The organism is Deltaproteobacteria bacterium, from assembly GCA_016709225.1.
Lineage (GTDB): Bacteria > Myxococcota_A > Polyangia > Nannocystales > Nannocystaceae > Xiheibacterium > Xiheibacterium phototrophicum.
Genome location: JADJEE010000001.1, coordinates 3,201,358 through 3,221,350, shown reverse-complemented (window position 1 = coordinate 3,221,350; position 19,993 = coordinate 3,201,358). Strand labels below are relative to the sequence as shown.

Sequence of the window (19,993 nt, the reverse complement as noted above, 5' to 3'; positions counted from 1 at the left end):
TGATAGGCTGCGCCGCGGACCCGCAAGGGTGGCACTACCCCGCATCGCGGGTCCGCGAAGGACTTTGCCATGACCCGACTCGTCTCGATCCGATTGCATTGGCTGGCCCTCCTGGCGCTGTCGACCGCCTGCGGCGACGACGACGCGAGCGCGAGCTCGAACTCCGGCACCGACTCCGAGAGCGAGACGGACGCGAGCTCGAGCGGCGAGCCCACCACCATCACCACCGCCGACTCGTCCGGCGGTGCGTCGAGCGACTCCACCGGGTCCCAGTGTGGAAACGGTGTGATCGATGACGGTGAGGCCTGCGACGGCAGCGAGTTCGGCGGCAACACCTGCGAGAACCAGGGCTTCCTCGGCGGCGCGTTGATGTGCTCGCCCGATTGCCTCGGGTTCATGACCGATGGCTGCCAGGGTGCCATCTGTGGCAACGGCACCATCGAGCTCGACGAGCTGTGCGACGGCGACGACGTCGGCGACGGCACCTGCGAGGCCGAGGGCTTCGTGGGCGGCACGCTCGGCTGCAACGCGACCTGCGACGGCTACGACACCGCCAACTGCTCGAGCTGTGGCGACAGCGTCGTGGACGACGGCGAGGACTGCGATGGCACCGAGCTCGGCGACGCCACCTGCGTGTCGCTCGGCTACGACGAGGGCACGCTGGCGTGCGCGACGACGTGCGCCTACGACGAGAGCGGCTGCATCGCGTACAGCTGTGGCGACGGCGACATCAACGGCGAGACCGAGGAGTGCGACGGGGCCGACCTCGGCAAGGCCAACTGCGTGGGCGCGGGCTTCGGCGACGGCGAGGTGACGTGCACCGACCGCTGCCTGCTCGACTTCACCGCGTGCTGCGGCGACGGCACGCAGGGTGGCGCCGAGGTCTGCGACGGCAGCGACTTCGGCGGGCTGACCTGCGCGGATCAGGGCGCCTTCGACGGCGGCACCCTCGGCTGCGCCGAGACCTGCGACGGGATCGACATCTCGGGCTGCACGCTGTGCGGCGACGACTCCGCCCAGGGCACCGAGGCCTGCGACGGCGCGGACCTGGCCGGCAACGACTGCACCACCGTGCCGGGTGGCTTCGTCGGCGGCACGCTGACGTGCGCCAACGACTGCGGCTTCGACACCAGTGGCTGCAACTTCTGTGGCAACGACGTGCTCGATGCCGGCGAGGAGTGCGACGGTGCGGCCGCGGCCAACACCGATTGCATCGGCTTGGGTCACACCGGCGGCGTGCTGACCTGCACCGACGCCTGCACCACCGACGACTCGACCTGCACCGACTTCCCGGTGCCCAGCGCCGGCGATGTCGTGATCACCGAGATCATGCGGGACCCGACCGCGGTCGCCGATCCCAGCGGCGAGTGGTTCGAGCTGCACAACCCCAGCGCCACCGAGAGCTACCAGCTCGTCAACTGCCAGGTCTCGGACGACGGCAGCGACTCGTTCGTGATCGATCTCGACCTGGTGATCGGACCGGGCCAGTACTTCAGCTTCGCGCGCTCGCTCGGCCCGGGTTTCTCGCCCGACTTCGTCTACGACAACATGTCGCTCGGCAACGGCGACGACGAGCTGGAGCTGTTCTGCGGCGGCGTTTCGGTCGACCGGGTCGCGTGGACCGACGCAGAGTTTCCCGACGTCGCCGGGGCCTCGATGCAGGTCGACCCGAGCAGCACCGCAGCCGTCGCCAATGACGATGGCGCGAACTGGTGCGCCGGGACCTCGCAGTACTTCATGGGTGACCTCGGGACCCCGGGCCTCCCCAACGACACTTGCACGCCGCCGACCTACACCGTCGACTTCTGCAACCTGCAGTTCCCGGTCGCGATCACCGACCTCGAGGGCGCGCAGGTCGATGTCTATGGCCGCCTCTACGTCGCCGGGCTGACGGATCAGAGCAGCGTGAACGACCCCGCGGTCAACGTGATCGGCTACGTCGGCTATGGTCCTGACGGCAGCGATCCCGCGACCGACGCCACCTGGGTCTGGACGGCCGCCACGCCGAACGCCGGCTGGGTCGGGGTCGGCGACCCCGACGTGAACAACGACGAGTACGTCGCGACCATGTCGCTGCCACTGCCCGGCAGCTACGACTACGCGTTCCGCTTCACCGGTGACGGTGGCACCACGTTCACGTACTGCGACGGCGGTGCGGGCAGCTCGAACGGCTACGCGGCGGTCGACGCCGGTCAGATGACCACCACGCCGGCCGGCGACGCCGACGTGCTGTTCTTCAGCGAGTACTACGAGGGCACCAGCAACAACAAGGCGGTGGAGATCTACAACCCCAGCGCGCAGTCGGTGAACCTGGCGGCGTGCTCCGTGCTGCTGTACGCCAACGGTGGGGCCGTGCCCACCACGCTGCCGCTCTCGGGTCTGGTGCTGCCGGGCGACGCGTTCGTGGTCTGTCACGGCAGCTTCGTGCAGCAGGCGCTGTGCGACACCACCGCGAGCCTCAACTACAACGGCAATGACGCGCTCGCGCTGTCGTGCGACGGCACCACCCTCGACGTCATCGGGCAGGTCGGGTTCAACCCCGGCGCTGAGTGGGCCGGCGGCGGCACCGGCACCCTCGACGAGGACCTGCGACGCAACTGCAACGTCACCGCCGGCGACCCCAACGGCGCCGACGCCTTCGACCCCTCGGTGGAGTGGACCGGGTTGCCGATCCTGGCGGCGAACATGCAGCCCGAGAACGTCGACGATCTCGGCGTGCACTGCGACTGACGCCGTCTCGTCGAGGAACCCCGCCGCGCGCTCGCTCGCGCGCGGCGGTGCAGAGCGCCCGCCGTTGGCCGTCACCCGGCCTCGCGCGGGCGCAGTTGTCTCGCCGCCGCCAAAGCTGGTAGTTCCGAGGGATGTTGCGACGTCCGCCCCTCGTCCGCGCGCGTACTCGACCATGGCCACTGGCCACACTGGTGCTGGCGTGGGCCTGCGGCGACGACGGCGGGGTCGTGCAGGACAGCGGCGGCTCGTCGAGCACGGGCGGCGGCGAGGGCACGAGCACGGCGACGACAGCGACGACCACGACCGTGAGCGGGGCCGACTCGAGCGAGGGTGGCTCGACGTCGTCGACGACCACGACGGATGGCAGCTCGAGCGGCGAGGTCGGTTCGACGGGCAGCGGTTCCAGCAGCTCCGAGGGTGGCAGCAGCTCGAGCGGCGCGGATACGTGCGGGAACCAGGCGATCGACACCGGCGAAGACTGCGACGGCCCCGCGCTCGGTGGGCAGGACTGCGTGACCCAAGGGCAGGGCGGCGGCACGCTCGCATGCGCGGCCGACTGCACCTTCGACCTCGGTGCGTGCACCGAGGGGCCGGTGTGCGGCGACGGCCTGCTGGGCGGCGACGAGACCTGCGACGGCGCGGCGGTCGGCGATGCCACCTGCGTGTCGCTGGGCCATGGCGGCGGCGTGCTGGGCTGCAGCGACGACTGTGCGGCGTTCGACGAGAGTGGCTGCGCGCCGCCGGAGTCGTGCGCCAACCTCGTCGACGATGATCTCGACGGCGCGGTCGACTGTGCCGATGCGGACTGCTTGGCCGACGAAGCCTGCGCGCCGATCGAGTCGGTGATCGACTGCGACCCGGTGCTGTGCACCTTCACGACCGGCGGTGGTCCGCACGGGGGGGACCTCTGCAGCTGCTTGATCCCCGGTGGGCGCCATCCGACCGGCAACGATGTCGCCGACGCCAGCTGCTTCGGCGGCAGCCCAGGTCGCGATCTCGAGTGGGTCTACGACACCACGGGCTACCTCGCGTACGCGGTCAGCACCTGCGAGGCGCATACCGATGACAGCTCGATCGCCAGCTACGATGGCGATCCGGGGCTCGGTGCCACCGAGCTGGCCTGTGGCGAAGATGCGCCGAACGAGGCCGACTACTGCAGCGAAATTCTCGACAGCGGCGACGCCGGGCCCGCCCAGCTCACGTCCACGCCCGCCGGCGACGCGCTGTACCTCGTGATCGACGAGTGGAATAGCGGCAGCTACTGGGACAACCTCCACCAACGCACGATCGATCTCGAGCTGTTGCCGTTGCTGGACGCCGAGGTCTGCGACAACGGGTTCGACGACGACGGCGACGCGGCGGTCGACTGTGACGACGACGAGTGCGATGTCCCGCTGTGCTCGCCGACCGAGACGTTGATCGACTGCGATCCGACCTTCTGCACGCTGACGGCCGGCTCAGGCCCCAACGGCGGCGATCTATGCCACTGCGTGCTGCTCGGGCCCGCGCACCCGCAGCTCGACGACTTCGAGATCGGCAGCTGCTTCGGTGGGCAGCCCGGCCGCGAGCTGCTTTGGACGGTCGATCTCGGCAGCTACTCCGCGTTCACCGTCACGACCTGCAACGTCAACACGCAGGACAGCTCGATCGCGGTGTTCGACGCCGATCCGCAGGGCGCAGGGGTCGAGCTGGCGTGCAGCGAGGACGCCTCGGGCGAGGCGAACTATTGCTCCGAGATCACCAGCAGCGGCGACGGCGGTGATCCGCTGCCGACCGACGCGCCGGAGTCGGGTGAGCTGTGGCTGGTGGTCGACGAGTGGAACCCGGGAAGCTACTGGGATGGCGTGTCCCCGCGGACGATCGACCTCGAGCTGATCCCGTGAGCGGGGCGGGCCCGGACACGGAGCAGGGTGTCCGGAAGAACGCTTCGCGTTCTTCCGCACCCTGCTAGCGCTCGACCACGATCGCCGTCGTGCTGGTGTTGCCGGCGCCGTCGCGGACCTTGAGCACCACGCGGTGTGAGCCCTTGCGGAGGTCGTCCGGGAGCACGATCTGGAAGGCCTCGCTGCCGCTGTCGAAGAGGCCGTCGTCGGGGCTGGCCTGCCGCATGGCGCCGCCGTCGATCGAGAAGCTCACGTCGTGCACCCAACCGCTGGCGTCGGTGGCGATGGCCTTGATGCGGTTGCCCGCGACCGAGGGTGTGGTGACGGCCGGACGCTGGCGATCGACCAGGAATGGCGCGCTGCGCAGCTCGTCGGTGCGCGCGCGGGTGGTGCCGTTCGAGGGCTCATCGCTGGCGACCACCGCGATCTCGTAGACGCCGTCCGGCACGCTCGAGGTGTCCCACTTGAGCTCGCGCTTGGTGACCAGCTCACCCTCGGGGTTGAGTCCGATCCACGCGTCGTTGCCGGCGCCCTCGGGCCGCACCCGCACGTCGTAGACGAGGTCGTCCTCGTCGCGCGCGTCGACCTTCCACGAGATCGTCACCTTGGGCTCGGTGTCGGCGTCGTCGAGGTCCGGTCGCGCGACCTCGACCTGCGAGAGCTTCGGCGCGAGGTTCTCGGGGGCGTAGAAGGTCTCGACCGCACGCAGCTCGGCGTCGGCGGCTGCGAGCACGACCTCGAGCTGGAGGTGACGACGGTGGGGCAGGGCCGAGAGGTTGCCGCGCAGCGTGCCGGACTCGCGCGTCAGCGGGATCGATCGCCACGCGCTCCAGCGCTTGTCCGGCTCCTCGGAGGGGCCGCTGCGCGCACGCAGCTGCAGCGAGCCGCCGCCGCGCAGGCGCACGGTGCCGAAGCTCGCCGGCTGCGAGGTGTCGAGCACCTCGCTGACCCAACGGGCCTGCTTGGCCTTGGCCGCCCCGAGCTCGTACACGGCGGCGCCGTGGGCCGCGGTCGCGATGACCTCACCCTTGCCGCCGCGGCACAGCGCCGTGGCCTGGCGCTCCTCGAGGTCGGCCACCGTGGCGACGTCGCGGACGCCGCGCACGCGATAGATCTTCGCGTCGTCGGATGACGACACCAACACGGTGCCGACGTCGTCGAGCGCGAGCGCGGCGGTGAAGTACTGGTGGTCGCGCTCGAGCCAGGTCTCCCAGGTGGCCTCGATCGCGCGCGAGAGGTCCCGCTTGGCGCCGAGCTCCACGTGATGGACCTTGGCCGAGGCCTGGATCGATCGCTCGCCGTCGAGCGACCCCGCGGGCGGCTGACCGACCAGGCTGGTGCGATCGAGGTTCTTGGTCAGGGCGTCGAGGCTCGACAGCTTGCGGTCGGTGAAGGTGTTGACGACCGCGACCATGCCGGTGCGCGTGAGCGCGAGCGCCCGCACCTCGTCACCGGGGAAGTCGTAGAGCAGCTCGCCGCCGAGGTCGGCGCCGACGCGGTAGAGCTTGGCCTGCGGTGCGACGCCGACGACCACGTCCTTGCCCAGCACCGCGAGGCTCAGCAGGTCCTTCTCTTCGACGTCGAGCACGACCTTGGGGTCCTTGCCGGCGGTGGTCATCGACCACAGCTCGCCCTTGGGTCCGGTCGCGGCCAGCAGCTTGCCGTCGTGCAGCGCGAGCGCCCAGATCTGCTCGACCTCGAGGGTCGCGAACGGCGAGACCTTGCCCTTGCGATCGACCCGCACGAGCTTGCCGCCGGGCAGGGTCGCCGCGACGACGTCGCCGCCGGGCAGCTCGACCATCGCGGTCACGACCACGCCGTCGAGCTTCGCGAGCGACTCGATCACCAGGCCGGCGGTCGCCGACTTCGCGGCGTGCTTGTCCTTGTCTTTGTCCTTCGCCGCGGATGCGTCGTCGCCGTCGTCCTTGTCCTTCGCGGCGCGCTCGGGCTTGCGACCGGGCTTGGCGCGCTTGCCGGGGACGATGCGCTGGATCGAGGCCGCGTCGGCGGTGCCGACCAACACGCCCTGCTTGGTCGCCAGGCACGAGAACGCCGCGGTGCCGGGCAGCTCGCCGCGCGCGGGCTGGTAGCCGACGGTGACGCGGCCCGAGCTCTCGATGGCGGCGCCGTCGGTCTCGCCCTTGTCGAAGTCGGCGTGCTCGGTGACGTCCCACGTGCGCGTGCCGCCGGCGTGGGCGAGCGCGGGCAGTGCCGCGAGCGCGAGGGCTGCGACGCAGGCGGGTGCCGGGCGCAGGCGTGAGGGGGAGCGGAGGTCGTGGCGCATGGTCGGGGTCATCGGGTGGATTCGGGCGCCAGCACGTCGACGCGGAGGGTGTGGATGCCTTCGATGATGTGCTTGGTCGGGATGACCCGTCGCGCCAGCTGCTTGAAGCGCACGGCGTCGCGGGTCGAGCTCTGATCGGCGAGGGTCTCGAGCACGCTGTCGGGCAGCTCGTGCAGCAGCCCGTGCTTGGTCGAGAGACCCTCGTGCTCGCGGTAGATCGATGCCACCAGCGCACGCGAGGGGTAGCTCGACGCGATGGTCGTCACGAGGTCATCGAGGTCGCCGGGCAGCGGGCGATAGGGGCGGACGTAGTCGCCGCCGGCGATCTCGATCTGGATCTGCTCGCCGGCGGCGTCGTCGGGCACGCGCAGCGGCAGCACCTGGGTGCGCTCCTCGCCCTTGTACGAGCGCATGGTCAGCTCGAGCTCGATGACGTCGCCGGCGCGCACCTGGGCGTCGCGCAGGCGCAGGCTCTCGATCGACTCGAGCGGCGCACCGTAGTCGAGCGTGACCTCGTGCGAGACCTTGCGGATCGCACCGACCTCGAAGGGGTTGTCGAGCACCGCGGCCAGCAGTGCGATGCTGCGGCTGCTGGCGAGCGTGCGGCCGATGACGCCCTGCGGGAAGAACACCTCTTCGTCGAGCTGGACGTCGCGCGGGCCCGTCGAGGTCTCGATCGACAGCTGGCTCTTCACCTTGACGACCACCTCGGTGGCGTCGCGTGCGGCCTCGTCGACGCCCTCGGCCAGTACGACCGCCACCAGGTTGGGCGTCAGGTTCACGCCCACGGCGACCTGGTTGTCGTAGCGACGTGGCGGGAGGTCGCGATCGGGGCCCTGGATCAGCGCCGAGATCGGGATCATCGGCGCGCGCAGATCGGTACGCAGGGCGATCGCGGCCTGTCGGTCCTGGTACATCAGCCCCTGGATCGTCTTGGGCGACGAGAGCTTCACCGAGCGCTCGACGCTGTTGAGGATCGTGTGCACGCGCGCGTCGGCGATGGGCACGTTGGTGGGGCCGTCGTTGAACATCGAGTGACCGAACGCCAGCAGGCGGTCGCCCTTGGGGCCGACCCAGGTCACGGTGCCGTTGCCGGCGACCGAGCTGTCGCCGCGCACGAGCACCACCGAGACCGAGTCGCCGGGCTTCCACGTCTTGGGTGTCGCCGCCTTGGCGGTGTCCTCGGCGCGGCCGCCCGCACCACCGCCGCGCACCGGCTGCAGACCGAAGCTGTCGACCAGCATGCGCGTGGCGCCGTTGCCGAGCCCCGACACCGACAGCGGCACCGTCAGCGGAACCAGGCCCTCGGCGGGGTCGAGCTCCTGCGGGCGCCGTCGCGGCGGCAGCGGATCGGTGCGCAGGCCCAGCATCGCGTCCGCCCACGCGGCCGCGCCCTTGCGGGCCCCGCCGGCGGCCGGGTGCGGCAGCACGTCGGGTCGATACGGCAGCGCGCCGACCTCGAGCATGTTCGAGATCGGCGTGAGCGCGCCGACTGGATCCTTGTTGAAGCGCCAGCCGTACGACAGCGCGCCGACCAGCTTGCCCTCGATGTAGATCGGGCTGCCCGACATGCCGCCGACGATGCCGCTGTGCTCGAGCCGCGGATCGTTGGCACGGAACAGCACCGCGTCCTGGTGCGGCAGGTAGTTGTCGATGGTGTCGATGACCTCGATCTCGAAGCGATCGGTGCCGGTGCCCGAGAACACCGTCACGGCGTAGCCCTTCATGCCGGGCTTGATCGAAGACACCGGCAGCGCATCGCCGGCATCGTCCGCGGCACGCTTGCCCTTGGCGGGCTTGGCCACCGCCTCGCCGTCGCCGGTCTGGAGCGCGAGCGCCGACGCCAGCGACAGCGCGAGCGCGAGCCGCAGCGGCCAGCGCGGCGTCGCACGATTCGAACCATCAGGTCTTGCCATAGCGGGACAGCGCCTTCTTCATCGTGCCCACCAGATCGTCCTGCGGGCTGTAGTAGTAGACCGTGCGACTGCGACGCTCGTTGACGAGCTCCGCATCGGGGCGACCGTCGTCGGGCTTCACCACCAGCACCCGCGGCACGTAGGTGCCATCGGGCCCGAAGCCGTTGGCGGCGGGGACCTCGTCCTGATCGACATTCACCATCACGAAGCGCTCGCTCAGGTCGACCAGCTCCTGCTCGGAGAACTTGGGCTTGAGCTCCTTGCACTTCGGGCACCAGCTCGCGTGCACGACCAGCAGCATCGGTAGGCCCTGGGCCTTCGACTCCGCGAGGCCCTCGTCGAAGCCGCGCCATGCGATCGCGTCGCCGAAGCCGTTCGAGGGCGCGGTGGCCTGGCGCTTGGGCGTCGCGGCCGGCGGCGCATCTTCGTCGCGCGGGCGCTCGCGGCTTGCGTGCGGAGGATCGACGCAGCCCGCGACGACGGTCGCGAGGGCCAAGAGGGTGCCCGCGCAAAGCGGCACCGTGCGGGCGACGAATCGGTGCAATCGGCGAAATCTGGCCATCACGGCGAGGGCGTTCACGATATCACTTGCGGGCCGCCCATGCCCGCCCGCCGCCGCGGTCCCGAGCCACCCACCCGAGCACCGCGCCCGTCGCTGCAGGCCGCGCGAGCGGTCGCACGGGGGGGCGTGCCGCCTGCCGCCGTGGGCGTGTGCGGTCGCGGCGTGCTCGGCGTGCTGCAGGCGCGCCGCAAGCGGTTCTTCGCCGACGTCGCGACAGCCGAAGGTGCGCACGTGGTCGCCCACTGCCCGAATACGGGACGCCTGGCCGGGCTGCTGCAGCCGGGCGCGACGGTGGTGCTGCAGGACCGCGCCGCGCCGCGCCGGGCGTTGCGCTACACCTGGGTGCTGGTGCAGTCGCGGCCGGACCCGCAAGCCGAGCCCGCCTGGGTGGCGATCGAGAGTGGCATCGCACCGACGCTGGTGGAGCAGGCGATCGTCGCCGGCGTGCTGCCGGGCCTCGCCGGCTTCGCGTACCAGCATCGCGAGCTCGCCTACGGTCCGCCCAGCTGGGGCCGCGATCCGCGGGCCAGTCGCAGCCGCATCGATCTCGTCGGGAGTGACGACGATCGCGGATGCACCGCGGGGCTGCTGCACACAGGGGGCGGCGACGCGCGCTCGGTGTGGACCGAGGTGAAGGCCACCACGTTGCGGGTCGATCGCGCGGGGGTCCGCGTGGGCGCCTTCCCGGACGCGCCGACCGTCCGCGGACAGCGACAGCTCGAGGACCTCGAGGGCGTCGTGGATCGAGGACAGCGCGCCGCGGTGGTGTTCGCGGTGATGCGGGAGGACGTCGATGCCTTCGCGCCGGCCGACGACGTCGATCCGGCCTATGGGCGGGCGCTGCGGCGCGCCCAAGCCCGCGGTGTCGAGCTCCACGCCGTCGCCGCCCGCATCACCACGACGGCCGAACGAGGCGGGCTCGCGTTCGCGATCGCGTTGACGCGTCCGCTGCCGCTATGGCTGTGACGCGCAGCGGCGTCAGGCGCCGCGCAGCTCGGCGAGCTTGCGCTCGAGCGCCAGCACGTCGGCCTGTGCCTTGGCGTAGTTCTCCTCGACGATCTTCTTGCGGCCCTCGAAGGTCTGCAGGTTGCGCGCGGGATCGGGGCCCTTCTCGATGCGCTCGCGCATCCCCGGCAGGCGGTCGTAGAAGGTCTTGCGATCCTCGAGGGCCTTCTCGGCCTGCTCGAGCTTCTTCTCGTACCAGGCGATTTCCTCGGCGGTCGACTTGAAGGTCGGCGGGCCCTCGTCGCGCGGCGTGGTGTCGGGCGCCATACCCAGGCTCGGCAGGCGCACCGCCGGGTTGATCCGCCCCGAGCGCGACGGCGGTGTGGCCTCGTCGTAGGCTCGCGGCGCGACCCCGCCGGCAGGGCCCTTGGCGGCTGCGACCGTGCCCTTGTCGTCGTCGGCGCGGCTGGCCGCGTTGCCCTTGCGCTTGGCCCCCGTCTGGCTGTCATCCGAGCGCGGCCAGGCGATGATCGCGACGACGATTGCAATCACCACCGCGGCACCGGCGATGATGGGCCCCGTGCGGCGGCTCGACTCGTTGGCCGCAGGGCCCGCAGACGACACCGACTTCGACGATTCCAACCCGTTCGAATCCATGACCCAGGCAGTATACCGCAGCGAGCAAGCCGACGCGCCGCCGGCCTTCATCGACATCCCGCTGGTGGTCGATGCGAACTGCGATGGCTTCCGGCTCGATCGGTTTCTCACCGCGCGGATCCGGCGGCTCTCGCGTACACGCATTGCGTCGATCATTGCCGCCGGTGCGGTGTCGTCGCCCGATCGCCCCGGGACCAGTCTGCGGGCTGGGACACGGGTGCGCCTCGGTCAGTTGGTGGTGTTACGTCGGCCTGCGCCGGTGGAACCACCGGCGCCGATGCACGCCGACGTGCTGCACCGCGACGACGATCTGCTGGTGCTCGACAAGCCCGCGGGCCTCACGGTGCACCCCAGCGCGCGCTACCACCGACACACGCTGACCGCGGTGCTGCGCGCGGCGCTCGGCCCCGACCACGGCTGGGAGATGGCCCATCGCCTCGATCGCGAGACCTCGGGCGTGATCGTGTTCGGTCGCCACGGTCGCAGCGCGAGCGCGCTCAAGCGCGCGTTCCAGGGCCGGCAGGTCGACAAGCAGTACCTCGCACTCGTGCGCGGCGAACTCACCGCAGCGGCGCGCATCGACGTGCCGCTCGGCCCCGCGATCGACTCGCGCGTGCGCATCAAGATGGGTCCGCGCGCGCTGGCCCAGGGCGGCATGATCGCGCGGACCGACGTCGAACCGATCGCGGCCGGTCGCTTCCGCGACGAGCCCATCACACTGGTGCGCGCACGGCCACGCACCGGACGCCAGCACCAGATCCGCGTGCATCTGGCGGAGCTCGGCCACCCCGTGCTCGGCGACAAGCTCTACGGCATCGACGAGCAGGCCTTCCTCGATGTCGTCGATCACGGACGACTGATGGACGACCTCGCCGGCGATCTCGGGCTCGCGCGCCAGGCCCTGCACGCGTGGTCGCTGGCGCTGCCGCACCCCGAGCACGGCGGCACGGTGAGCTTCACGGCGCCGTGGCCGTCGGAGCTGGCGGCGATCCTGCCGCTGCCTCCTCGGGCAGCGGCGGCAGCTGAACCACCTCGCCCACCAACACCTTGAGCGCGACGGTGGCTCCGTCCTTCACCTCGAGCTTGACCTGCGCGATGTCGTGGCCGGGCGCGAGCACGAGTCGACGATCGGGCAGCACGATCTCCTCCACGCCGGGCTCCTGCCGCGACAGGCCCAGCCGCGCCGGCCCCTCGGACCACACCAGTCGCCGTGCGCGGGCGCTGGGATCGACCTCGGGCAACAACGTGTAGCTCGGCATCGTGGGCGCGGCGTCGACGGCGTCGCGCTGCTTGCGATCGTCGACGAGCCACCACGCGGTCGCGAGCACGCCGGTCACGATGACGCTGATCATGCCCAGGCGCAGCCAGCGGCCCGCGCGGTAACCATCGAGCCCTCCCGGGGGCGCGCCGGGTGGGGGCGCGTCGAGCAGCTCGTCGAGCCCGCCGGTCGTCGGTGGCTTGCGGGCCGGGGCCGCGCGTAGCTGGTCGTCGTCGGGTGCGGCGGGTGCAGCGTCGAGCTGGTCGATCGCGCGTCGCGTGGCGTCGCTGTCGTCGGGCGCGGGCATCGGTCTAGAACGCGCCGCCGCGGTTGGCCTCGTCGATCAGACGCGCGCCTTCCATCAGCAGGTGGGTGGTGGTGGCCTGCACGGTGTCTTCCATGTCGACCTCCATCGCATTGAAGGAGAACGCGCCGGCGCGCCACGTCAGCATCGTGTAGACCGACGCGCGTCCATCGAGCTCACCGCGCGCGTCGACCCGCGCGCTCACGACCTGGCCGGTACGCAGGAAGATGCGACCGATCTCGCCGGACTCGAGCTCCTTGAGGGTGATGACGCCGTCCTTGCGCTCCATCTCCATCATCACGAGCAGGCTCGACAGACCCAGCTGCTCGAGCCGACCACTCATCGCGGTGGTGCGACGCTGCGCGGGGAACGAGCCCGAGGGCGTGAGATGGCCGGGCTGCTCGATCGCCGGTGGCCCGAGGCGTGGACCCGCCGGCGCAATGCCGGGCTGTGGCCCGGTCGGCGCGGCCTGGGTCTGCGCGTGACTGCCGGGGTGTTGCGGCACGGGGGTGGCACGCGGTTGGGGGGCCACAGGTGGTGGCGCCGCGGCGGGTGCCTGCGGTTGCGGAGGCGCAGCGGCGGGCGCAGGCGCCTGCGGCGGGTAGTACGGCGGCACGGGCGGGGGATAGCCGGGGGCCGCCTGCGGCGGGGGATAGCCCGGCGGCGGTGCGGGGTAGCCCGGCGGATACGGGTACCCGGCGCCCTGCGGGAATCCGGGGTAGGGCGGATACGGCTGCGGCGGATAGCCCGGCGGTGGCTGTGGTGCGGGATAGCCCTGCGGCGGCGGATACGGATACGGCGGGTAGGGGGCCGCGCCCTCGCGTGGTGGCGCGCCGCCGACCGGCGCGTGGGGCTGCGGCGTCAGCTCGTGGCCGCCGTTGGTGGGCGGCACGCTGGGGTAGGTGCCGCTGCCGGTCGCCGGGTAGCTGCCGTTGCCTTGATGGTTGGCGAGCGCCGAAGCGACGCGCTTCTCGAGATCGGAGAAGCGAAACGGCTTCGCGAGGTAGTCGTCGGGTGAGAGCCCGAGCTCGCGCAGACGCGCCTCGTCCTTGCCGAGCGCGGTCAAGAAGATCACGGGCACGGTCGCGAGCGCGGGGATCGTGCGCAGCTGCTGCACGAAGGTCCAACCGTCCATCACCGGCATCATCACGTCGGAGATGATCACGTCGGGTCGAACCGCGCGGGCGCGCTCGAGCGCCTGTCGACCCTCGCGCGCCGTGTCGACGACGTAGCTCTTCTTCTCCAGGGTGGCGCTGACCATCCGGAGGATCCACGGATCGTCATCGACGACCAGCACGCGCGCGCCCACAGTTGGGCAAGCCTAGCAGTCCCGCTCGCCGCTGACCAAGGGGGCGTCGGGGCGGGCGCTGGCGGGGGCCGGCGCGGCCTGGGCGCGTCGGCGACGGCCCTTCGTCGCCCGCGGTCGCGGGGCGCTACGGCCCGCTGCGCACGACCTCGCGGATCCAGCCGCGCTGGTACCAGCCGGGGCGAACCTGTGCCCACACGACGTTGGCGACCAGGCCGAGCTTGTCGCGCGCGAGCAGGGCCGCGCCGCGGGCCTGTCGCAGGCGATCCGCGACCGGATAGTGCGAGGCGTGCTTGGGCGAGAGGCTCACACCGAGCGCATGGCCGGCGGCGCGCAGGTACTCGGAGAGGAACACCGACGGCCGTCGCTCGGCGCACGACAGCAGCGCCATCGAACGTCGACGCGCGGTCTCGCCGGAGTGCCAGTAGTCGAACAGCGCCAGACGGATCGCGCGTGCGCCCGCGGTCTCGCCGCGAAACGCCTCGTAGATCGCGTTGGCCAGGGCCTGCCGCGTGGGCACGTAGCGATCGTGCTCGCTGCGGTAGCGTCGCAGCGCAGCGTCGTCGAGCCAGGCCTCGCCGAGCGGTGCGTGCTCGCGCCGCTTGGCCTGCTCGCCGAGCGTCTCGGCGTCACGCAGGCACATCGTCATGCCGCTGGCGGTGATCGGGTGCGAGCAACCGGCGGCGTCACCGACCAGGGCGAGTCCCGGCATGACCGCGCGCGGGGCCGGCAGATCGACGGTCGGCGCCATCTCGAGCGGGCCCTTGCGCGCGAGGATCGCCTGCGCGACCTGGCCCGACAGCGGCGCGGGGATGAACGGCACGAACGCGCGCAGCAGGTACTGCTTGATGGCCTCGCCCTTGACCGGCAGCTCGCGCGGCAGGTCGAAGGTCAACCGCGTCACCACGGTGCCGTCGGCCTCGCGGAGGATCGGATAGGCCAGCACCGGTCCCCACGCGCCGAGCATCACGTGCGCGTAGTTGGGCGCGGGGAGCTTGGCGCCGCGCACCTCGACACCGGCGGTGAAGCCGATGGTCTCGCGCGCATCGGCGATGCCGGCGAGCTTGCGCGTGGAGCTGCCCTTGCCGTCGGCGGCGACGACGAGGTCGCACGCGACCTCGCAGGTCTGCCCGCCGTTGTCCTCGAACACCACGCCACAGATGCGGCCTTCGCCGTCGCGCCGCAGCTCGCACGCAGTCAGGCCCTCGATGAACTCGATGGGGTCCTTCGCGATCTCCTTGCGGAGCGTCCGCACCAGCACCTTGTGGTGCACCGAGAGGCCCTGCGGGCGCTCGTGGGTGACGTTGGCGTAGGCGAGATCGACGTAGCTGGCGTCGGCGTGCTCGAACACCGCGAAGCCGTCGACCTCGATCGCGCCGGCCGCGACCAGCGGCGCGTGCAGGCCGAGATCGTCGAGCACCTGCGCGCCGCGGGGATGGATCCACTCGCCGGAGAAGCGCGGGTGCACGCCCGGGTAGCGATCGACCAGGAGGATGCGGCGACGATGGGCACCGTCGGCGCGCACGAGTGCACGGGCGGTGGCACAGCCGGCGAGGCCGGCACCGATGATCACGACGTCGTAGTGGGCACAGGCGGGTTTCATGCGCGGAGCTCCGTGACCTGGGATTGCAGCGCTGCGAAGCGACGCAGCGCGGCGAGGGATTCCCGCGCCGGGGCGCTGGGATCGATGGTGTGGGGCGACAGCCCGAAGCCGCCGCCGTCGCCGTGGATGGTGGCCGCGCTGCCCTGCGCGAGCTCGGGGTGCTCGGCCTCGATCGCGGCGATGAGGTAGCGGGCGGCGCGTTGCGCTTGCACGCACACGTGGCCGAGCTCGAGCAACGCCCGCAGCGCCAACGCGGTGTCGAGCAGCGAGCCGAACGAGCCGTCCTCGCGCTGACGATTGCGGATGCGACGCTCGGTCTCGTGGCGCAGCGGATCGTCCTCGGGCAGCAGCGCCGCCGCGGCGCGGGCGATGGCGCAGCTGGTCGCCAGCGGCGGGGGGTCGCGCCACGACAGCGACTGCCGCAGGAACGCGATGCCGCGGGCGATGCGGTCGTCGCTGGCGCCGAAGCCGGTCGCGGCCAGGCGCACCAACGCGTCGGCGGAGAGATGCACGTGCACGCCGTCGCCGGCACGGCCGTACGCCAGCAGATCGCCGTCGGTCCACGGCAGCTGCTGCATGAGCACCTCGGTCTCGCCGCGTTCGAAGCGAGCGAAGCCGCCGTTGCCCTCCTGCATCGCGAGCACGATCGCGGTCGCTCGACGGGCTGCCGACCACGCCGCGGGCGCGCCGGGATCCTCGGGCCGCACCGCCGAGAGTGTGTCGAGCACCGCCAGCGTCGCGCCGAGATCGAGGTGCGCACGGGCGCCGGGCTCCATCGGCCAGCCGCCCGCGGGTGCGTCGGCGCGGGCCTTCCACGGGCCGTCGTCCTGCAGCTGCTCGCGCACCAGCCACGCGAGATCGGCGGGCTCGAGCTTGGTGCCGAGCACCGACGCCGCCACGCCCATCGGCGCGGCGAGCAGACCCTGTGCGAGCCCGACCTCGCCGCCGGCGATCGTCACCTGTCCACGGGCGCGGCGCAGGTAGGCGAGGCCGCGGGCGATGCGGGGATCATCGGAGCGTGCACCCATCACCCGCAGTGCGATCAACGACAGCAGCGTCGGGCGGGTCGAGAACCACCCGCCGTGCTCCTGCTGCGCGGCGTCGATCCACGCCTGTGCGCGGTGCTGGGCCCACTTGGGCAGCGGTCCGCGTGGCAGCTTGCGCGAGAGCTTCACGGTGCGATCGAAGGCCTGCAGGAGATCGCCGGCGAAGCCCGGTCGGGTCAGACGCGGTGCCACGAGTGCCTCGCCGGCGCGTCGCAGCAGCAGCTCCGAGGCATCGGCGAGGTGCAGCCGCGCGGGCGCCCGCGCGATCAAGAGGTAGGGCGTGAGCACGCCGCGGGCCCACGGCGAGAAGCGGGCCGGCGACAGCGGCACGCCTGGCGGCAGCAAGAACAGCTCGCTGGGGATCGCCGGCAGCCAGCTCCACTCGATCTGCCCGGCCATCGCCAGCCACAGCCGCACCTCGAAGTTGGCCCGCTGCGCGCCACCCAGGGCCTGCACCACGCGCACGGCCTTGACCATCGCGTCGGTGTTGCGGTCGTCACCCGCGTCGGCGAGCGCCCAGTAAGCCAGCGCGGTCAACGAGAGATCGGGGCGGCCGTGCACGTCGAGCCATGCGCCCGAGTCGTGTTGGCTGGCGCGGATCCATCGCGTGAGTCCGTCGCGCTCCCCGGCGGTGAGTCCGTGCAGCAGCCGGTCGGCCAGCAGCACCTCGCAGCTGGGGCCGACGTCCGGCACCTGCAGGGCCCAGCGTGGCTCGGGTCCGCCGTCGTCACCTCGCGTGATCGCCCGACGCACGCGGGCGCGCCATGGCGCGAGCCAGGCGTCGAGCTGCGCGAGCGCCTCGGCGAGTGCGGGTCCCCGCAGATCGACGGCGGAGCTCTTCACGGCGGGGGACGGCGGCGTGGCGGCGGGCGGAACGGCGGTGAGCATGGTGGCAGGCGTCAGGGGTCGACGGTGCCGCGCGGCAGCCGCGGCGCGGCAAGCTATCACGTGGTCTAGCGGCGGTCGGCGCAACGTCGGCGGCGATTGTGATCCCCGTCACAGCATCGCGAAAGCCACCGCAGCATGCGAATCGCCGCCGGCCGCGAAGGCCGGCAACCCCGCCCCGGCCGGACCTGCGATCCACGCACCGGCACTGCGCAAGGCCCTGCGCACGATCGGGCGGTGAAAGTGGAGGGGCGTTCCCGCATCTGCGATGCTGTGCTCACCGAAGATGACTGCCCTCCGCCTTGCCCTGTCCGTCGTCGCGCTGTCCCTCTTCGCCGGGTGCGCCGAGGACGAACGCATCTTCACCAACGGGTACGTGAAGCTCCGCTTCGTCCGCGGTGAGTCGCAGACCACAAACCCGTATGTCTCGACGACGCGCGTGACGGTGTCGATGGACTACCAGACGTGCCTGCAGGACTACTACGACGCCGATCCCGACCAGCGGCAGGACGGTCGCGATGGCGAGCTGGTGTTCGGCCCCGCGGATCTCGGCGGCGAGGGCTGGCAGGATCGGCTGTGCGAAGACCTCGAGTCGTCGCAGGCCGCGTGCTCGATCAACAAGATCACGCAGGAGCTCGAGATGGGCATCCCGCACATCACCGTCGAGTACGACCTGACCGCGCCGGAGCTCGAGGGACGCGTGCTGCTGTTCGGCCCCCTGCCGACCTCCGAGACCGCCGACTGCGCCGACCCCGAGGTGCGGGTCTCGTCGTCGCTGCCGAGCGGCTACAACGGCCCCGGCGATCAGATCTGGATCGCGGAGAACATCTCGCCGACCAAGGCCTACACGAACCAGGGCGGCGACATCGTGATCAAGTCGAAGGTCAACTAATCGTGTGCCCGTGACCCGGTACGCGTGGTGGCTGCTCGGGCTGGTGATGGCGTGCGAGAAGCCGCCGGAGCCGGTCGCCAGCACGCCGCCACCGGTGGTGCCGGTGCTGCCGCAGCCGCAGTGTGACGGCTCGATTGCGCCGGCCGCCGCGGTGGCCGAGTGGCGTGCCGCCGATGGCTGCCCGATGTGGCTGTCGGCGCAGGGGGAGCGGCTCCATCTGGCCGGCAGCTCGCGGACGCCGGTGCCGGTGGTCGAGGGCGAACCGCCGCTGTGTCGCGTGGCGGCGTGCCGCTATGAAGGGGTTCAGACCGCGCTCGGGCCGATGATCGTCGCGACCGAGCCGGGCGCGCAGAGCGAGGTGCCGGTCGCGGTGCACGTGGGCTTCGTGCTCGGGATGCGAACGCTGGTGTTCGTCGATCTCTGGGCGGCGGCCGGCGACAGCGTGGTCGAAGACATGACGATGTTGGGGCCCGCGCACGCGCTGTCGCCGATGCGGTGCGGCGCGAAGCTGGGCTTGTTCGCGCGCGCGCGCCTGCCCGACGGTGAGCGGATCGAGCCGCCGCCAGAGCTGCTCGCACGCCAAGGCGTGGTCGACCTCGGCAAGCCCGCGCTCGCGCTCGAGCCCGGCAGCCCGGCCGGCTGCGAGGCCATCGCGCTGCCGCTGCCGTGATCGCCTCGCCGCGGGCGAAGGGCGGGCTCAGCTGGGCACGAAGCACGCGCCGATGAACTCGGAGCCCGGCGCGGGCGCCTCGAACAGCGTGTTGCAGGTCGCCGGCGCCACGCAGCTGTCGGCGTCGAGATCGCAGACCGACGTGCAGCAGTTGTCGGCCACGCACTCCGGCACCAGCGCGCCCGGCAGGCACACGTAGCCCTGTCCGCAGCCGGCGTCGCCCTTGCTCGTGCACGGCTCGGCCTGGCCACCGACGTCGTCGGCGTGGGGGAAGCTGCACGCGAAGCGATCCTCGGTGCGTCGGCACGACAGCGGCGGGATGCAGTCGCCGTTGAACGGCGAGCACTCCTGGGCGCAGTACTGGATCGCGTGCTGGTCCTCGGCCAGGCACACGCCCGATGGGCAGTCGCTCGACTTCAGGCACAGCGGCGTGCAGATGCCGTCGCCGTCCTCCGGCGACAGGCACGCGTAGCCGGCGGGACAGCCGTCGACGCCGGTGCCGAGCGCGGGCGTGCAGCTGCCGAAGGGATCGAGGTCCTCGTCGTCGATCACACAGGTGTATGTGGGGTCCCCGGCCTGCAGCACGACGGTGCACTTCTGATCTTCGCTGCATCCGCTCTGCAGCACGGGATCGCAGTCGAGCTCCGTCATGCCGCCGTCGCCGCTGGTGTCGGCATCGGACGCGGACGCGGACGCGTCGCTGTCGGTGTTCGGACCGGTCTCGCCGCCGCTGCTGCTGGCGTCGCCGGCGGTCACGCTGACGCTACCCTCGCCGCCCTCGACATCGAGGCGCTGGCAGGCCGTGGCCGCGATCATGCCGAGCGAGAGTGCGAGGCGTGCGGGGAGTTGCATCGATGAAGCCATGAATGCGGGGCAGGCTAGCGCGTGCGGCCCTGACGGGCCACCCACGCAGGTAGCAGTCAATGCTCGAGCCCGGCCCCGGCTTACACCCGCCGAGCCGGGCGCGCTGGAGCGCGACCAGAGGCGGAGGGGGCGACCCCCCGCCACGCCGTCGCCTGTGGCCCCCGACCTCGCGTCGCGCCGCTCTGCGA

Annotated in this window: 15 protein-coding genes; 6 read left to right on the top strand and 9 right to left on the bottom strand. The window is 71.8% G+C overall.

Annotated elements, in window-relative coordinates:
- Positions 1-69 precede the first annotated feature (69 nt).
- Positions 70-2,730 carry a lamin tail domain-containing protein gene (locus IPH07_13165; protein MBK6918339.1) on the top strand — a complete coding sequence of 887 codons (2,661 nt, stop codon included), beginning with the start codon at positions 70-72 and terminating at the stop codon, positions 2,728-2,730.
- A gap of 131 nt (positions 2,731-2,861) precedes the next feature.
- On the top strand, positions 2,862-4,613 hold the full coding sequence (locus IPH07_13160; protein ID MBK6918338.1) for a hypothetical protein: 1,752 nt from the start codon (positions 2,862-2,864) through the stop codon (positions 4,611-4,613).
- A 64-nt stretch (positions 4,614-4,677) separates the two neighbouring features.
- On the opposite strand, the gene IPH07_13155 is transcribed toward IPH07_13160, so the two are convergent.
- The 3 genes from IPH07_13155 to IPH07_13145 are packed head-to-tail and all read right to left on the bottom strand — an operon-like array spanning position 4,678 to position 9,309.
- Positions 4,678-6,909 carry a hypothetical protein gene (locus tag IPH07_13155; protein MBK6918337.1) on the bottom strand — a complete coding sequence of 744 codons (2,232 nt, stop codon included), beginning with the start codon at positions 6,907-6,909 and terminating at the stop codon, positions 4,678-4,680.
- Positions 6,906-8,813, bottom strand: coding sequence for a hypothetical protein (locus tag IPH07_13150; GenBank protein MBK6918336.1), 1,908 nt, complete (start codon positions 8,811-8,813; stop codon positions 6,906-6,908). Before IPH07_13150 ends, IPH07_13155 begins: the two co-directional genes overlap by 4 nt.
- Complete coding sequence (locus IPH07_13145; protein MBK6918335.1) at positions 8,800-9,309, bottom strand: thioredoxin family protein; 510 nt, start codon at positions 9,307-9,309, stop codon at positions 8,800-8,802. The genes IPH07_13150 and IPH07_13145 overlap by 14 nt, the downstream gene beginning before the upstream one ends.
- A 207-nt stretch (positions 9,310-9,516) precedes the next feature.
- On the opposite strand from IPH07_13145, the gene IPH07_13140 reads away from it, so the two are divergent.
- A complete protein-coding gene (locus IPH07_13140; protein MBK6918334.1) occupies positions 9,517-10,341 on the top strand; it encodes a DNA/RNA nuclease SfsA in 825 nt (274 codons plus the stop codon).
- A 12-nt stretch (positions 10,342-10,353) separates the two neighbouring features.
- Here IPH07_13140 and IPH07_13135 read toward each other — a convergent pair whose 3' ends face one another.
- Positions 10,354-10,977 carry a hypothetical protein gene (locus tag IPH07_13135; protein ID MBK6918333.1) on the bottom strand — a complete coding sequence of 208 codons (624 nt, stop codon included), beginning with the start codon at positions 10,975-10,977 and terminating at the stop codon, positions 10,354-10,356.
- On the opposite strand from IPH07_13135, the gene IPH07_13130 reads away from it, so the two are divergent.
- Positions 10,976-12,028 carry an RluA family pseudouridine synthase gene (locus IPH07_13130; GenBank protein ID MBK6918332.1) on the top strand — a complete coding sequence of 351 codons (1,053 nt, stop codon included), beginning with the start codon at positions 10,976-10,978 and terminating at the stop codon, positions 12,026-12,028. The genes IPH07_13135 and IPH07_13130 overlap by 2 nt on opposite strands.
- Here IPH07_13130 and IPH07_13125 read toward each other — a convergent pair.
- The 4 genes from IPH07_13125 to IPH07_13110 form a co-directional block, all read right to left on the bottom strand.
- Positions 11,934-12,542: a hypothetical protein gene (locus tag IPH07_13125; protein ID MBK6918331.1), complete on the bottom strand. Its 609-nt coding sequence runs from the start codon at positions 12,540-12,542 to the stop codon at positions 11,934-11,936. The two genes, IPH07_13130 and IPH07_13125, sit on opposite strands and share 95 nt — an antisense overlap.
- A 4-nt stretch (positions 12,543-12,546) precedes the next feature.
- Positions 12,547-13,848, bottom strand: coding sequence for a response regulator (locus tag IPH07_13120; GenBank protein ID MBK6918330.1), 1,302 nt, complete (start codon positions 13,846-13,848; stop codon positions 12,547-12,549).
- 124 nt (positions 13,849-13,972) lie between these two features.
- Positions 13,973-15,448 carry an FAD-dependent monooxygenase gene (locus IPH07_13115; protein MBK6918329.1) on the bottom strand — a complete coding sequence of 492 codons (1,476 nt, stop codon included), beginning with the start codon at positions 15,446-15,448 and terminating at the stop codon, positions 13,973-13,975.
- Positions 15,445-17,382, bottom strand: a complete 1,938-nt coding sequence (locus IPH07_13110) for a hypothetical protein (protein ID MBK6918328.1) — start codon at positions 17,380-17,382, stop codon at positions 15,445-15,447. Before IPH07_13110 ends, IPH07_13115 begins: the two co-directional genes overlap by 4 nt.
- Before the next feature lie 283 nt (positions 17,383-17,665).
- Between IPH07_13110 and IPH07_13105 the strand changes: the two genes are divergently transcribed.
- Both IPH07_13105 and IPH07_13100 read left to right on the top strand, forming a co-directional pair.
- Positions 17,666-18,271, top strand: a complete 606-nt coding sequence (locus tag IPH07_13105) for a hypothetical protein (GenBank protein ID MBK6918327.1) — start codon at positions 17,666-17,668, stop codon at positions 18,269-18,271.
- A 10-nt stretch (positions 18,272-18,281) separates the two neighbouring features.
- Positions 18,282-18,941, top strand: coding sequence for a hypothetical protein (locus tag IPH07_13100; protein ID MBK6918326.1), 660 nt, complete (start codon positions 18,282-18,284; stop codon positions 18,939-18,941).
- A gap of 27 nt (positions 18,942-18,968) precedes the next feature.
- Here the strand turns inward: IPH07_13100 and IPH07_13095 are convergent, their stop codons facing one another.
- Complete coding sequence (locus tag IPH07_13095; protein MBK6918325.1) at positions 18,969-19,793, bottom strand: hypothetical protein; 825 nt, start codon at positions 19,791-19,793, stop codon at positions 18,969-18,971.
- Positions 19,794-19,993 lie beyond the last annotated feature (200 nt).

Coding starts and splice junctions, on each gene's coding strand:
- IPH07_13125 (MBK6918331.1), bottom strand. CDS start 12,542: ATGCCCGCGCCCGACGACAGCGACGCCACGCGACGCGCGATCGACCAG.
- IPH07_13155 (MBK6918337.1), bottom strand. CDS start 6,909: ATGACCCCGACCATGCGCCACGACCTCCGCTCCCCCTCACGCCTGCGC.
- IPH07_13095 (MBK6918325.1), bottom strand. CDS start 19,793: ATGCAACTCCCCGCACGCCTCGCACTCTCGCTCGGCATGATCGCGGCC.
- IPH07_13160 (MBK6918338.1), top strand. CDS start 2,862: ATGTTGCGACGTCCGCCCCTCGTCCGCGCGCGTACTCGACCATGGCCA.
- IPH07_13110 (MBK6918328.1), bottom strand. CDS start 17,382: ATGCTCACCGCCGTTCCGCCCGCCGCCACGCCGCCGTCCCCCGCCGTG.
- IPH07_13115 (MBK6918329.1), bottom strand. CDS start 15,448: ATGAAACCCGCCTGTGCCCACTACGACGTCGTGATCATCGGTGCCGGC.
- IPH07_13135 (MBK6918333.1), bottom strand. CDS start 10,977: ATGGATTCGAACGGGTTGGAATCGTCGAAGTCGGTGTCGTCTGCGGGC.
- IPH07_13130 (MBK6918332.1), top strand. CDS start 10,976: ATGACCCAGGCAGTATACCGCAGCGAGCAAGCCGACGCGCCGCCGGCC.
- IPH07_13105 (MBK6918327.1), top strand. CDS start 17,666: ATGACTGCCCTCCGCCTTGCCCTGTCCGTCGTCGCGCTGTCCCTCTTC.
- IPH07_13150 (MBK6918336.1), bottom strand. CDS start 8,813: ATGGCAAGACCTGATGGTTCGAATCGTGCGACGCCGCGCTGGCCGCTG.
- IPH07_13165 (MBK6918339.1), top strand. CDS start 70: ATGACCCGACTCGTCTCGATCCGATTGCATTGGCTGGCCCTCCTGGCG.